Raw genomic sequence first — 13,159 nt, 5'->3', positions numbered from 1 at the left:
CCGGCCCCCCCCCCCCCCCTTCGGCGGGCCCCCCCCCCTGGCGGCGGGGGCCCCCCCGCCCGCCCCCGCACGCCGGGGGGCCCCCCCCCGCGATCGCGTGGGCGGCCCCAGGGCCTTCCGCGTGACCGCCGCCGGACGGGGCCCCGGCTCGGCACGGAGTTCAGCCGGACCGCGGCACCGGCCCCGGGGCGGGCGGAGCCACGCCCGGCCCCGGCACCCGTGCCCGCCGTACGCGAGGCCACCGGACGCACGAGAGGCCCGCCCGGGCGTCGCAGGACGCCTCGGGCGGGCCTCTTCGGTACCGCTCGCGGTGGTGGCCGTCAGCCGCGGCGTCCGGCGAGCTTCCAGGACGCGGGCAGCGCGCCCATGGCCAGGGCCGCCTTCAGGGCGTCGCCGACCAGGAAGGGCACCAGGCCCGCCGCGACGGCCTCGCCCATGGACATCCCGGTGGACAGGGCCAGGTACGGCACACCGACGGCGTAGACGACCAGCGAGCCCACGGCCATCGTGCCCGCGGTACGCAGCACGGACCGGTCGCCGCCGCGGCGGGCCAGGGCGCCGACGACCGTCGCGGCCAGCAGCATGCCGAGGACGTACCCGAAGGAGGCGCCGCCCGGGCCGGAGGTGCCCCCGGAGAACCACGGCACGCCGGCCATGCCGACGAGCGCGTACAGAGCGAGCGAGAGGAAGCCGCGGCGAGCGCCGAGGGCGGTGCCGATGAGCAGCGCGGCGAAGGTCTGGCCGGTGACGGGAACCGGCGAGCCGGGTACGGGGACGGAGATCTGGGCGGCGATGCCGGTGAGGACCGCGCCGCCGGCGACGAGCGCCGCGTCGACGGCGTAGCGGTGCCGGGCTGCGGGCAGCAGGTCGGCGAGGACCGCTCCGGTTCGGACGGGGGCGGCAGCAGTGCTCATCGGGACTCCGCGGGTGAGGTCGGCAGACAGAGGGACTGGGGTGACGTTAGCCGAGACCACATCGGCCGATCACCATCAGCGGCCCACAAAGCGGCGGTTGAGGGGTTAGTGGGGTTCGTACAAAGGACGTGGGGTAATCACCGCTCGGCGTGATGCTGGTCACTGAGGTAGGCATCCTCAAGGGATATGCGAGGGGCCGGATGCGAGCCCATGAGATTGTGGAATCCCCATAAATGATCCGAGAGTGACCCCCAGCTCATGCACGACGCGCCCCCCACGCTTTCCGCCGCACCGCCCGCACCGCCGGCCCACGGACTGAAACAGCGCCATCTGACCATGCTCGGCCTGGGAGGGGTGATCGGCGCAGGCCTCTTCGTCGGGTCGGGTGCGGGCATCGCGGTCGCGGGGCCCGCCGTGATCGTCTCCTATCTGATCGCGGGCGCCCTGGCGATGCTCGTGATGCGGATGCTCGGCGAGATGTCGGCGGCCATGCCCTCCTCCGGCTCCTTCTCCGTACACGCCGAGCGCGCCCTGGGGCGCTGGGCGGGCTTCAGCGTGGGCTGGCTCTACTGGTTCATGCTGGTCGTCGTGCTCGCCGTGGAGGCGACGGCGGCCGCCCAGATCGCCCACGGCTGGGTACCGGCGGTGGACCAGTGGCTCTGGGTGCTGGTGTTCATGGTGGTGTTCACCGCCGCCAACCTGACGGCCGTGAAGAACTTCGGCGAGTTCGAGTTCTGGTTCGCGGCCCTGAAGGTGGCCGCCATCGTGGCGTTCCTGGTGCTCGGACTGCTCGCGGTCATCGGCGTCCTCCCGGACACCGATCCGGTGGGCCTCACGAACCTCACCGGGCAGGGCGGCTTCCTGCCGAACGGCTGGGACGGCGTGCTCTCCGGGGTCCTCACCGTGGTGTTCGCCTTCGGCGGTCTGGAGGTCGTGACGATCGCGGCCGCGGAGACGGCCGATCCCGCTCGCGCCGTGGGCCGTGCGGTGCGCAGCTCGGTGGTGCGCATCCTCTTCTTCTACGTCGGCTCGATGCTGGTGATCGTGACCGTGCTGCCGTGGACGGCGCAGCAGGCGGGGCTCAGCCCGTATGTGAAGGTCCTGGACTCGATCGGTGTGCCGTCGGCCGGGCAGATCATGAACATCGTGGTCTTCGTGGCGCTGCTCTCCGCGCTCAACGCCAATCTGTACGGTTCCTCCCGCATGATCTTCTCGCTGGCCGAGCGCGGGGAGGCCCCCCGCGGGCTGCTCCGGGTGTCCGGCGGGACCGGTGGCGGGGTGCCGCGGCGGGCGGTGCTGGCCTCGGTGGCCTTCGGCTTCGTCTCCGTGCTGCTCAATCTGAAGTGGCCGGACACCGTGTTCCTCCACATGCTCAACTCGGTCGGCGCGGTCCTGCTCTTCGTCTGGGGTCTGATCGCGGCGTCCCAGCTGCGGCTGCGCCGCCGTCTGGAGCGGGAGGCGCCGGGCGCGCTCCAGCTGCGGATGTGGTGCTTCCCCTTCCTCACCTGGGTGACGCTGGCCGGGCTGGTGGCCGTGCTGCTGCTGATGCTCACCGACGATTCCGCCCGCCCCCAGGTGCTGTGGTCGGCGGCGGCCACCGGCCTGGTGCTGCTGGTGGCCGCGGTGCGGGAGCTGCGTGCCGGGCGGACCGCGAAGCCGTAGGCGGGTGAGCACCTTGTGTGAGCCTGGTGACCGTATAGCGGACAGTTGTTCCCTGTGGGCGGGGCTCATGTCCAGACTGTGGGCCGTCCCCCGTCCCGACCAGTGAACAGAGCCCGTCCATGTCCCGGACCTCCGCGCCTCCCCCCACGGACGCCACCGCCCCCACCGCAGACTCCGCGCTCACCCACGGACTCAAGCAGCGCCACCTGTCGATGATCGCCCTGGGCGGTGTGATCGGCGCGGGGCTGTTCGTCGGCTCGGGAGCGGGTATCGCCGCGGCCGGCCCGTCGATCGTCATCGCCTACGCGGTCTCCGGGCTGCTGGTCATGTTCGTGATGCGGATGCTCGGCGAGATGTCGGCGGCCAACCCGGCCTCCGGGTCCTTCTCGGTGCACGCGGAGCGCGCGATCGGCCCCTGGGCGGGCTTCACCGCCGGCTGGTCGTTCTGGGTGCTGCTCTGCGTCGCGGTCGGGCTGGAGGGCATCGGCGCCGCGCAGATCGTGACGGGCTGGCTGCCGGGCACACCGGAGTGGGCCTGGGTCGCGCTCTTCATGGTGATCTTCCTCGGCACCAACCTCGCCGCCGTGAAGAACTTCGGCGAGTTCGAGTTCTGGTTCGCCGCGCTGAAGGTCATCGCGATCACCCTCTTCCTGGTGCTCGGCGTCCTCGCGATCCTGGGCGTGCTCCCCGGCACGGACTCCCCCGGTACCTCCAACCTCACCGGCGACGGCGGTTTCCTGCCGAACGGCTCCGAGGGCCTCATCATCGGCCTGCTCGCCTCCGTCTTCGCGTACGGCGGTCTGGAGACCGTCACCATCGCCGCCGCCGAGTCCGAGAACCCGGTGCGGGGCGTCGCCAAGGCGGTCCGTACGGCGATGTGGCGCATCGCCGTCTTCTACATCGGCTCGATGGCCGTCATCGTCACCCTCGTGCCGTGGGACGACCCGGAGGTCGCCGAGGTCGGACCGTTCTACGCGATGCTCGACCACCTCGGCATCAGCGGCGCCGCCGAGATCATGAACGTGGTCATCCTGGTCGCCCTGCTCTCCGCGATGAACGCCAACATCTACGGCTCCTCGCGCATGGCCTGCTCACTCGTCGCCCGCGGCCAGGGCCCCAGGGCGCTCGGCAGGATCTCCTCGGGCGTCCCGCGCAACGCCGTGCTGGTCTCCTCGGTCTTCGGCTTCCTGTGCGTGCTGCTCAGCTACTGGCGCCCCGACGACGTCTTCCCGTGGCTGCTCAACATGATCGGCGCGGTCATCCTGGTCGTCTGGATCTTCATCGCCGTCTCCCAGCTGATCCTGCGCCGGCGCATCGAGCGTGAGGCGCCGGAACGGCTGGTGGTACGGATGTGGCTGTTCCCCACCCTGACGATCGTGGCGCTGGCGGCCATGGCCGGCATCTTCGTCCTGATGCTGCGCCAGCCCGACACCCGCGACCAGCTCCTGGCCACCGGGGCCCTGACGGCGGTGCTGATCGTGACCGGCCTGATCCGGCAGAAGCGCGCGGAGCGCCGCGTCCCGGCGGTCCCGGCCGGGGACTGAACGTCCCGGCCGGGGCTCAGTACCCCTGGCCGACCAGGAAGGAGTCGAAGTCCAGGGCGAGTGAGCGGGCCTCGTCGGAGTGGTCGGGGGCGGCGCCGTCGACGAGCGCGAAGACGCAGATCCCCCGACGGGTCCGGACCGCCCACATGGTGCGTCCGCCGCCGTCGCGCAGCAGGACCAGGTCGAGCTCGGTCCCGGTGACCGCGTCGGTGATCCGTTCCAGGCTCTCGCGGTGCCAGGCCGTGTCCGAGAGCCGGAGGACCGGAGGGGACGCGCCCTCGCCCTGCGTCCAGAGGGCTTCCAGGCCGGCGAGGTAGGCGGCGTCCGGGGACGGCCCGCTCCCGGCCGAAGGGCCGGGCCGGAAGAAGCGGTGCCCGTCCTCGCCCTCGCGTCCGGCGGCGGCGAAGAATCCGGCCTCGGCGGAGAAGACCGCCGCGGCCCGCACCGCGGATCTGCCCTCCCCGAGGGCGAAACGGGTGCTGAGGACTTCTTCCCACTGCTCGGCGACAGGAGACATCGATGGTGGCCCTTCCTGGTTGCGTTTCCGTACGTGCGTGGCTCTCCTGCCCGTGAACGCGCAGTTCAGGCGCGTTCACGGGTGAGCCCCACGAGCGGCGGAGGCAGGCCCGGGGGCCGCCTCAGTCCCCGCCGCCCCCGCCGTCGCCGCCCCCGCTGTCACCGCCGTCGCCCCAGCCTCCCCCGTCGCCCCCGTCGCCGCCGTCGGCGCCCCAGCCGTCACCGCCGCCCGGCTGGTTGTCGTCGCTGCCGGTCCCGAGGTTGCTGAACCAGGGAAGGCCCCAGTCCCCGTCCGAGGCGAGCGGTTCGGCTCCCGCCCTGGCGGCCGGCTTCGCGCGGAAGCGAGCCGTGCCCGTGGTGTCGCCCAGCCCGAAGGTGACGGCGAAGACATGCGCCATGACCGCGTCCATCGGGTCGGCACTCTCGTGCCGCACCGGGGACAGCGGCAGCAGCACGGTCTCCGGGTCGTGGGCCGGACCGCTCGGGGGCTTGCCCAGCAGGGCGACACGTCGTTCGTCACGCAGCAGCCACGAGTTCGTGGCGCTCTCCCGCCGCAGCTGCCAGCACACCCCCGGCAGCCGGACCTCCACCGAGCTCTTCGACTTGCGCAGCTTCCTGCTCAGCCTCAGCTCGGCCGTCACCTCACCGACCGTCAGGACCAGCCCCTGGGCGGTCCCCGCGGAGGCGCCCCGGAAACCGTGCGGGGCCCTGACGCGCACCACGGGCGCCTGCGGCCCCCAGACATCGGCCCGCGCCAGTCGCCTGTCGACCGCGACGGCTATCGGCCCGGCCGGGCCGTGCGCGTACCGCCGGGCGATCCACAGCGGTACGCCCTCCGCTCCCGCCCTGGCCGCGAGAGCGGCCACCTGCTGCGGCCCGCCGCACCGTTCCACAGCCAGCTCGCCCAGCGCGCGGGCGAACTCCGACGCCTGACGCGCCTTCACCGGGACCGCGGTGCCGGTGGCCCGGGTGACCGGCACGACCCCGGAACCCTGGGGCAGCGCGTCCAGCGGGCGTTCCGCCCCGCCGCCGCCGAGCCACTGTCCGCGCAGGTAGGCCTCCGCCATCGCGCCGAGGTTGAGCTCGGTCAGCGGGGTGGTGCTCATGCCTCTCCGCAGCCGGTCACCGGTCAGTTCCACCGTCCGCGCGAGCGGATTCCAGGACCGCTCGCCGTAGAGCACCCGACTCATGACTCCCCCCTCGACGTGGCTTCCGAACAGGACACCTTCACACGCGGCGCGAACCGCCCGGCAGCCGGGGCGCCACACCGCCCCCGTCCCAGGACGAAGGGCTGATCACTTCTCCGCCTTCCTCCTGCTAGCCTGCAATTGCGACAGGGTTGCAATAACTAGACGCCTGCAAGTTGGAGGGTTCGAACCCATGGCCACGTACACGCTCCCGGAACTCCCGTACGACTACGCGGCGCTCGAGCCGGTCATCAACCCGCAGATCATCGAGCTCCACCACGACAAGCACCACGCCGCGTACGTCAAGGGAGCGAACGACACCCTGGAGCAGCTCGAGGAGGCCCGTGACAAGGAGGCCTGGGGCGCGATCAACGGGCTCCAGAAGAACCTCGCCTTCCATCTGTCGGGCCACATCCTGCACTCGATCTACTGGCACAACATGACCGGCGACGGCGGTGGCGAGCCCCTCGCGGCGGACGGTGTGGGCGATCTCGCGGACGCCCTCACCGAGTCCTTCGGCTCGTTCGCCGGCTTCAAGTCCCAGCTGACGAAGGCCGCCGCGACCACGCAGGGCTCCGGCTGGGGCGTCCTCGCCTACGAGCCGGTCAGCGGCAGGCTGATCGTCGAGCAGGTCTACGACCACCAGGGCAACGTCGGCCAGGGTTCCGTCCCGGTCCTGGTCTTCGACGCCTGGGAGCACGCCTTCTACCTGCAGTACAAGAACCAGAAGGTGGACTTCATCGAGGCGATGTGGGCCGTCGTCAACTGGCAGGACGTGGCGAAGCGCTACGCCGCGGCGAAGGAGCGCGCCGACGTGCTGCTGCTCGCGCCCTGAGCACCGGAAGCGTGCTCGGAGCGCCCTGAGCACCGGAAGCGTCCTGCCTCGTGATCGTCTTCTCAGCCTTCACCCGGCAGGCGGATCAACGGAGAGCCCCCGCGAGGACGTGACTCGCGGGGGCTCTCCCATGGGCCGGTGCGGGGCTCAGATCCGGAAGACGGAGCCGATGAACTCGGAGAGCAGCCGCTCCTTGAGCCGGCCCGGCAGGGCGTCCAGCAGGACGAGCACGGGCGCCATCCGGCCGGGCAGGCCCGCCCCTTCGCCGAGTCCGGCGAAGGCGAGGACGCCCGCGATCTCCTCCGGCCCGAGGGTGTCCGGGTCGAGGCCCGCGGCGAACGCGGCGAGGTCCGGGTCCACCGCGACCGGGTCCAGCGCGCGCGCCTTGGCGAGGGCCGCCGCGAGGTCGTCGAGGAGCGCGCCGACCTGGCCGACGGTGGCCGGGGTGAGCGTGAGGTGGAGGTTGGGCGGCAGACCGTCGAAGGACAGCTGCGGCTGGAGGTACCAGCCCAGCTCGCGCATCTCGTCGGCGAGGTGGAGCAGCAGGCTGAGGTCGGGGGTGCCGTCCTCCCCGTCTACGGTGAACGCGACGAGCCCGGCGGCCGGTTCGCCCAGGACGCGTACCCCGGCGGCGGCCCGCAGCCCGGCGAGAAGCCGGTCCGAGGCCTCGGCGACCCGGGCGGCGAGGGCGGTGTAGCCCTCCTCGCCGACGTACCGCAGGACCGCCCACGCCTGGGCCAGCAGTCCGCCGGACTTGGTGCCCTGCACGGTGGGGTTGACGACCGGGTAGCCGGGCCAGCCGGCGTGCGCGAAGTACTGGTGGCGGCGGAGTTCCGCGTCGCGGTAGAGGACCACGGAGGCACCCTTGTCGGCGTACCCGTACTTGTGCAGGTCCACGGAGAGCGAGGTCACGCCCGGCACGGACAGGTCGAAGGGCTCCACCTGCCGCCCCGCGCGCCGCAGATGGGGCAGGATCCAGCCGCCGATGCAGGCGTCCACATGGCAGAGCACCCCGCGTGCGGCGGCCGCCGCGGCGATCTCGGCGACGGGGTCGATCACCCCGTGGGCGTAGGACGGGGTGGAGGCGACCACCAGTGCGGTGCGGTCGGTGAGGGCCGCGGCCATGGCGTCGGGGTCGGCGCGGAAGGTGACCGGGTCGACGGCGACGACGACCGGCTCCAGGCCCAGGTAGGCGGCCGCCTTGTGGAAGGCGGCGTGGGCGGTGGACGGCAGGACCAGCTGGGGCTCGGTGATGCCGCGCACCGTGCGGGCGTGGTCCCGGGCGGCCTTGACGGCGAGCATGATGCTCTCCGTGCCGCCGCTGGTGAACGTCCCCTGGGCGCCGGGGGCGCCGAGCAGCGCGGCGGCGGCCGCGACGACGTCGTTCTCGAGGCGCGCGACGCTGGGGAAGACGGTGGGGTCGAGTCCGTTGACCGTGGCGAACGCGGTGTACGCCTCCGCGGCGAGCTCGTCGAGGCCCTCCACCCCCGCGTCGTAGACGTAGGCGAAGGTGCGGCCCCCACGGGTGGGGGCGTCCGCCTCGCGCAGGGCGCGCAGTTCGGCGAGCACCCCGTCGGCGCGGCGGCCGTCGGGCAGGGCGGGGTCAGTCGGCACGGGCGGGCTCTTCCTGAAGGGTGCGGGGTGGTACGGACGGGGTCCGGTGGTAGCGGTGGAGCAGCAGGAGACTCGCCGCGGCGAGCACGGCGGGCAGCACGCTCATGCCGGCGGTGATGCCCGTCAGGGCCGCCGCCGGCTGTTCGGCGTGGTGGGCGGCGTCGGAGGAACGGAACCCGGTCGCGGTCAGGACCAGCGCGAACACCGCGGCCCCCAGGGCGAAGGCGAGGGTCTCGGCCGCCGTCCACAGCCCGGTGAAGGTGGCTGCCCTGCGCCTGCCGGTGACGGCGGCGTCCGCGGCCAGGGTGTCGGCCAGCATCGTCAGCGGCAGCAGCTGGAGCCCGGCGTAGGCGATGCCGACGAGGACGACGGCCGCGTACCCGAGGGCGGGGCCCCCGGTGCCGGTGAAGGCGAGGAGCGCCGCGCCGGCCGTGTAGAGGAGCGAGGCGCACCACTGGGCGTACGTCACCCCCTTGCGGCGGGCGAGCCGGTTCCACAGCGGCATGAAGAGGACCAGTGGACCGATGAGGCAGGCGAACAGCGGGGTGACGGCCCCCGGCGAGCCGAGGGTGTACGTCGCGAAGTACTGCACTCCGGCGAGCATCACCCCGATGGCGAGTGCCTGCAGGGTCCACATCCCGGCGAGGTACAGGAAGGGGCGGCTGGAGCGGGCCGCCGCGAGCTGCGCCCGGAGGGAGGGTTCGGCCTCGCTGCGGGCGGCCACGGGGGCGCGGCGGGTGGCCGCCCAGGCGCCGAACATGCCGACGGCCAGCATCGCGGCGACGACGACGCCCATCAGCCGGTAGCTCTCCGGGGTGTCGCCGTTCTCGTGGGCGATCGCGGGGGCCAGCGCACCGGACAGCAGGATGGCCACCCCGAGGAACCCGACACGCCAGCCGAGGACACGGCCCCGTTCGTGTGCGTCCTCGGTCATCTCGGCGGGCATGGTGACGTACGGGACCTGGAAGACGGCGTACGCGGTCGCGGCGAGCAGGAAGAGGACGGCGACGTATCCGGCCGCCCAGGCGCCGCGCAGTGGCGGGGCGGCGAAGATCAGCGCGAAGAGCGGTGGCAGGGTGCAGGCGCCGGCCAGCAGGAACGGCCGGCGCGGCCCGCCGCGCAGCCGGCTGCGGTCGGAGGCGGCGCCGACCAGCGGGTTGATCAGCACGTCCCATGCCTTGGGCAGGAAGACGGCGGCTCCTGCGACCGCGGCGGGCACGGCGAGGACGTCGGTCAGGTAGTAGAGCAGGATCAGGCCCGGGACGGTGGCGAAGGTACCGGTGCACAGCGAGCCGAGCCCGTACCCGATCCGCACGGTGGGCGGCAGGGGCGGGGCCGCGGGGAGTTCCGAACCGGCCGCTGACATGGGGCAGATCTTGAACGATGTTCATCTTTTCGGCAAGACCCGTGCCGCCCGTGCCACATGCCCCCGTACCGCGGGCCGGGCACTGCGGCCCGGCCCGCGGCAGGCACGTGATCAGTCGAAGATCGGGCCCTGCGTGCGCGTCCGCTTGAGCTCGTAGAAGCCGGGGACCGACGCCACCAGGAGCGTGCCGTCCCAGAGCTTCGCGGCCGCCTCGCCCTTCGGGGCGGGCGTGACGACCGGGCCGAAGAAGGCGATCTGCTCGCCGTCGGCTCCGGGCACCGCGATGACGGGGGTGCCGACGTCCTGGCCGACCTTGTCGATGCCCTCCTGGTGGGAGGCGCGCAGCTCCTTGTCGTACGCGTCGGAGTCGGCGTACTCCAGCAGGTCGGCGGGGAGACCGACGTCCGCGAGGGCTCCGGCGATCGCCTCGCGGGTGGGGCCCTCGCCGTTGTTGTGGATGCGGGTGCCGAGGGCCGTGTAGAGGGGGCCGACGACGTCGTCTCCGTGCTTCTGCTGAGCCGCCACCACGACACGGACCGGCGCCCACGCCTTGGTCCGCATCATGTCCTGGTATTCCTCGGGCAGTTCGTCGAGCTTGGGCTCGTTGAGCACGGCCAGGCTCATGACGTGCCAGCGCACCTCGACGTCGCGGACCTTCTCCACCTCGAGCATCCACCGGGAGGTCATCCAGGCCCAGGGGCAGAGCGGGTCGAACCAGAAGTCGGCCGGGACCTTGCCGCCGGCCGTGCTGTTCTCGGGCATGTCTCTCCTCGCATTGTGGTCGGTCTGCACCTGTGACCCGCAACACCACCCGCCCCCGGACCATTCCCCCGCACGGTGCCCGGAAGCCGCATGGGAGGATCAAAGGCCTACGAACGAGACACGAAGGAGTGCTCAGTGCCCGGTGAGAACCTGTCCCGCGAGGAGGCCCGTGAGCGGGCCGAGCTGCTGACCGTCGACGGATACGAGGTCGCCCTCGACCTGCGTTCCGCCGTCGGTGAGCTCGACGGGGGCGACGAGGCCGGGCCGCGCACCTTCCGCTCGCGGACCACCATCCGCTTCCGCTCGGCCCGGGCCGGAGCCTCCACCTTCGCCGACCTGGTGGCCCCGTCCGTGAGCGCGGTGACGCTGAACGGCGAGACGCTGGACCCCGCGAGCGTCTTCGACGGTGCCCGCATCACGCTCGACGGCCTGGCCGGCGGCGACAACGTGCTGGTGGTCGACGCCCGGTGCGCCTACAGCCGGACCGGCGAGGGCATGCACCGCTTCGTCGACCCCGAGGACGGCGAGGTCTACCTCTACACGCAGTACGAACCGGCCGACGCCCGCCGCGTCTTCGCCAACTTCGAGCAGCCCGACCTCAAGGCGCCCTACCGCTTCCAGGTGACGGCGCCCGAGGGCTGGCGGGTCTGGAGCAACGGCGCGCAGGAGTCGCAGGAGGGCGAGGTCCACCGCTTCGCGGAGACCCTGCCGATCTCGACGTACATCACGGTGGTCGTGGCGGGCCCGTACCACTACGTCACCGACCACTACACCCGCGAGCTGGACGGCGGGGAGAAGCTGGAGATCCCGCTCGGAGCGATGTGCCGGAAGGGTCTGGCGCGGCACTTCGACGCGGACGACATCTTCCTGATCACCAAGCAGGGCCTGGACTTCTTCCACGACAACTTCGACTACCCGTACCCCTTCGGCAAGTACGACCAGGCCTTCGTGCCGGAGTACAACCTCGGTGCCATGGAGAACCCGGGCATGGTCACCTTCCGCGAGGAGTACGTCTACCGCTCCAAGGTGACCGCGGCGTCCTACGAGCGCCGGGCCAACGTCATCCTGCACGAGATGGCCCACATGTGGTTCGGGGACCTGGTCACCATGCGCTGGTGGGACGACCTGTGGCTGAAGGAGTCCTTCGCCGACTTCATGGGGACGTTCTCCATGGTGGAGTCGACCCGCTTCAGCGACGGCTGGATCACCTTCGCCAACAACCGGAAGTCGTGGGCCTACCGCGCCGACCAGCTGCCGTCCACACACCCGATCACGGCCGACATCCGTGACCTGGAGGACGCCAAGCTGAACTTCGACGGCATCACCTACGCCAAGGGCGCCTCGGTGCTGAAGCAACTCGTGGCGTACGTGGGGCGGGACGCGTTCCTGGAGAGCTCGCGCCGCTACTTCAAGCGGCACGCCTACGGCAACACCCGGCTCGACGACCTGCTCTCGGTCCTGGCCGAGACGTCGGGGCGCGACATGACCGCCTGGTCCCGCGCCTGGCTCCAGACGGCCGGGGTCAACACCCTGGCTCCGGTGGTGGCCTACGACGGCGAGGGAAGGATCTCGGAGCTCGCCGTCACCCAGGAGGCCGCCGCCTCGCACCCCGAGCTGCGGCCGCACCGGGTCGCCGTCGGCCTCTACCGCCTCTCCCCCGGTGGTGGACTCGTCCGCTACGCCCGCGCCGAGACCGATGTGACCGGGGAACGCACCGTCGTCGCGGAGCTGTCCGGGGCCGAGAGGCCCGACCTGGTCCTGGTCAACGACGACGACCTGACCTTCTGCAAGATCCGCTTCGACGACGTGTCCCTGGCCACCGTCCGGGAGCACCTCGGCGCTCTCACCGACCCGCTGGCGCGGGCCCTGTGCTGGTCGGCGCTGTGGAACCTGACGCGGGACGCCCTGCTCCCGGCGCGTGAGTTCGTCGGTGTGGTGCTGGCCTTCGCCGGCCGCGAGTCCGACATCGGCGTCCTGCAGATGCTGCACGCGTGGTCGCGTTCGGCGCTGGTGCACTACGCGGCGCCGGCCTGGCGCGAGGAGGGTGGCCGGGCGCTGGCCGAGGGGGCCCTGGCCGAGCTGCGGAGCGCGGAACCGGGCAGCGAGCACCAGTTGACGTGGGCCCGCTTCTTCGCGGCGGTCGCGGTCTCGGACGACGACCTGCGGCTGCTGGGCGGGCTGCTCGACGGCACGGCCGTGATCGACGGTCTCGACGTCGACCAGGAGCTCCGCTGGGCGTTCCTGTCGACGCTGGTCTCCGAGGGCGCCGCCGACGAGGCGGCCGTCGACGCCGAACTCGCCCGTGACGACACGGCGTCCGGGAAGCGGCACCACGTGCGGTGTCTGGCCTCGCGCCCGTCCGCCGCGGTCAAGGCGCAGGCCTGGGCGGCCGTCGTGGAGTCGGACAAGCTGTCCAACGCCCTGGCCGGCGCGACCATCGCCGGCTTCGCGCAGCCCTCCCAGCGCGAACTGCTGGCCCCGTACACCGCCTCGTACTTCGAGGCGATCGAGCGGGTGTGGGCGGAGCGTTCCATCCAGATCGGCATGGACGTGGTCCGCGGCCTGTTCCCCGGGCTCCAGGACGACCCGGCGACCCTCACCGCGACGGACGCCTGGCTGACCTCGCACCCTGAGGCGGCGCCGGCGCTGCGGCGGCTGGTCCTCGAGGCCAGGGACGACCTGGCACGGGCCCTGCGGGGTCAGGAGTGCGACGCGGCGGCGTGAGCCACCGGGCGCGCGCCCCGCACACACGTGCGGCG

10 protein-coding genes are annotated in these 13,159 nt (G+C 72.4%); 4 read left to right on the top strand and 6 right to left on the bottom strand.

Annotated features, from left to right (window positions below):
• Positions 1 to 320: 320 nt before the first annotated feature.
• The gene (locus ACFXOA_RS31610; protein ID WP_385035511.1) at positions 321 to 914 is read right to left on the bottom strand and encodes a biotin transporter BioY; all 594 of its coding nucleotides are present in this window, start codon (positions 912 to 914) and stop codon (positions 321 to 323) included.
• A 258-nt stretch (positions 915 to 1,172) separates the two neighbouring features.
• Between ACFXOA_RS31610 and ACFXOA_RS31605 the strand changes: the two genes are divergently transcribed.
• Positions 1,173 to 2,576: an amino acid permease gene (locus ACFXOA_RS31605; protein WP_385035510.1), complete on the top strand. Its 1,404-nt coding sequence runs from the start codon at positions 1,173 to 1,175 to the stop codon at positions 2,574 to 2,576.
• A 119-nt stretch (positions 2,577 to 2,695) separates the two neighbouring features.
• Positions 2,696 to 4,120, top strand: a complete 1,425-nt coding sequence (locus ACFXOA_RS31600; RefSeq protein WP_385035508.1) for an amino acid permease — start codon at positions 2,696 to 2,698, stop codon at positions 4,118 to 4,120.
• Between the two features lie 16 nt (positions 4,121 to 4,136).
• Here the strand turns inward: ACFXOA_RS31600 and ACFXOA_RS31595 are convergent, their stop codons facing one another.
• Positions 4,137 to 4,637, bottom strand: a complete 501-nt coding sequence (locus ACFXOA_RS31595; RefSeq protein WP_385035506.1) for a hypothetical protein — start codon at positions 4,635 to 4,637, stop codon at positions 4,137 to 4,139.
• 121 nt (positions 4,638 to 4,758) lie between these two features.
• Positions 4,759 to 5,826 (bottom strand): hypothetical protein, encoded by a 1,068-nt coding sequence (locus ACFXOA_RS31590; protein ID WP_385035504.1) that lies wholly within the window; start codon positions 5,824 to 5,826, stop codon positions 4,759 to 4,761.
• A 190-nt stretch (positions 5,827 to 6,016) separates the two neighbouring features.
• Between ACFXOA_RS31590 and ACFXOA_RS31585 the strand changes: the two genes are divergently transcribed.
• The gene (locus ACFXOA_RS31585) at positions 6,017 to 6,658 is read left to right on the top strand and encodes a superoxide dismutase (protein WP_385035502.1); all 642 of its coding nucleotides are present in this window, start codon (positions 6,017 to 6,019) and stop codon (positions 6,656 to 6,658) included.
• Positions 6,659 to 6,805: 147 nt separating this feature from the next.
• Here the strand turns inward: ACFXOA_RS31585 and ACFXOA_RS31580 are convergent, their stop codons facing one another.
• The 3 genes from ACFXOA_RS31580 to ACFXOA_RS31570 form a co-directional block, all read right to left on the bottom strand.
• Positions 6,806 to 8,272, bottom strand: a complete 1,467-nt coding sequence (locus tag ACFXOA_RS31580) for a pyridoxal phosphate-dependent decarboxylase family protein (protein ID WP_385035500.1) — start codon at positions 8,270 to 8,272, stop codon at positions 6,806 to 6,808.
• Positions 8,262 to 9,638, bottom strand: a complete 1,377-nt coding sequence (locus ACFXOA_RS31575; protein ID WP_385035498.1) for an MFS transporter — start codon at positions 9,636 to 9,638, stop codon at positions 8,262 to 8,264. The genes ACFXOA_RS31580 and ACFXOA_RS31575 overlap by 11 nt, the downstream gene beginning before the upstream one ends.
• Before the next feature lie 111 nt (positions 9,639 to 9,749).
• A complete protein-coding gene (locus ACFXOA_RS31570; protein ID WP_385035496.1) occupies positions 9,750 to 10,400 on the bottom strand; it encodes a DsbA family protein in 651 nt (216 codons plus the stop codon).
• Between the two features lie 135 nt (positions 10,401 to 10,535).
• On the opposite strand from ACFXOA_RS31570, the gene pepN reads away from it, so the two are divergent.
• On the top strand, positions 10,536 to 13,124 hold the full coding sequence (gene pepN / locus ACFXOA_RS31565) for an aminopeptidase N (protein ID WP_385035494.1): 2,589 nt from the start codon (positions 10,536 to 10,538) through the stop codon (positions 13,122 to 13,124).
• Positions 13,125 to 13,159: the final 35 nt, after the last annotated feature.

Source organism: Streptomyces sp. NPDC059166, from assembly GCF_042755185.1.
Classification (GTDB): domain Bacteria; phylum Actinomycetota; class Actinomycetes; order Streptomycetales; family Streptomycetaceae; genus Streptomyces.
This window is presented reverse-complemented; position numbering and strand designations above follow the sequence as displayed.

Coding starts and splice junctions, on each gene's coding strand:
- ACFXOA_RS31610 (WP_385035511.1), bottom strand. CDS start 914: ATGAGCACTGCTGCCGCCCCCGTCCGAACCGGAGCGGTCCTCGCCGAC.
- ACFXOA_RS31595 (WP_385035506.1), bottom strand. CDS start 4,637: ATGTCTCCTGTCGCCGAGCAGTGGGAAGAAGTCCTCAGCACCCGTTTC.
- ACFXOA_RS31575 (WP_385035498.1), bottom strand. CDS start 9,638: ATGTCAGCGGCCGGTTCGGAACTCCCCGCGGCCCCGCCCCTGCCGCCC.
- ACFXOA_RS31585 (WP_385035502.1), top strand. CDS start 6,017: ATGGCCACGTACACGCTCCCGGAACTCCCGTACGACTACGCGGCGCTC.
- ACFXOA_RS31590 (WP_385035504.1), bottom strand. CDS start 5,826: ATGAGTCGGGTGCTCTACGGCGAGCGGTCCTGGAATCCGCTCGCGCGG.
- ACFXOA_RS31605 (WP_385035510.1), top strand. CDS start 1,173: ATGCACGACGCGCCCCCCACGCTTTCCGCCGCACCGCCCGCACCGCCG.
- ACFXOA_RS31570 (WP_385035496.1), bottom strand. CDS start 10,400: ATGCCCGAGAACAGCACGGCCGGCGGCAAGGTCCCGGCCGACTTCTGG.
- ACFXOA_RS31600 (WP_385035508.1), top strand. CDS start 2,696: ATGTCCCGGACCTCCGCGCCTCCCCCCACGGACGCCACCGCCCCCACC.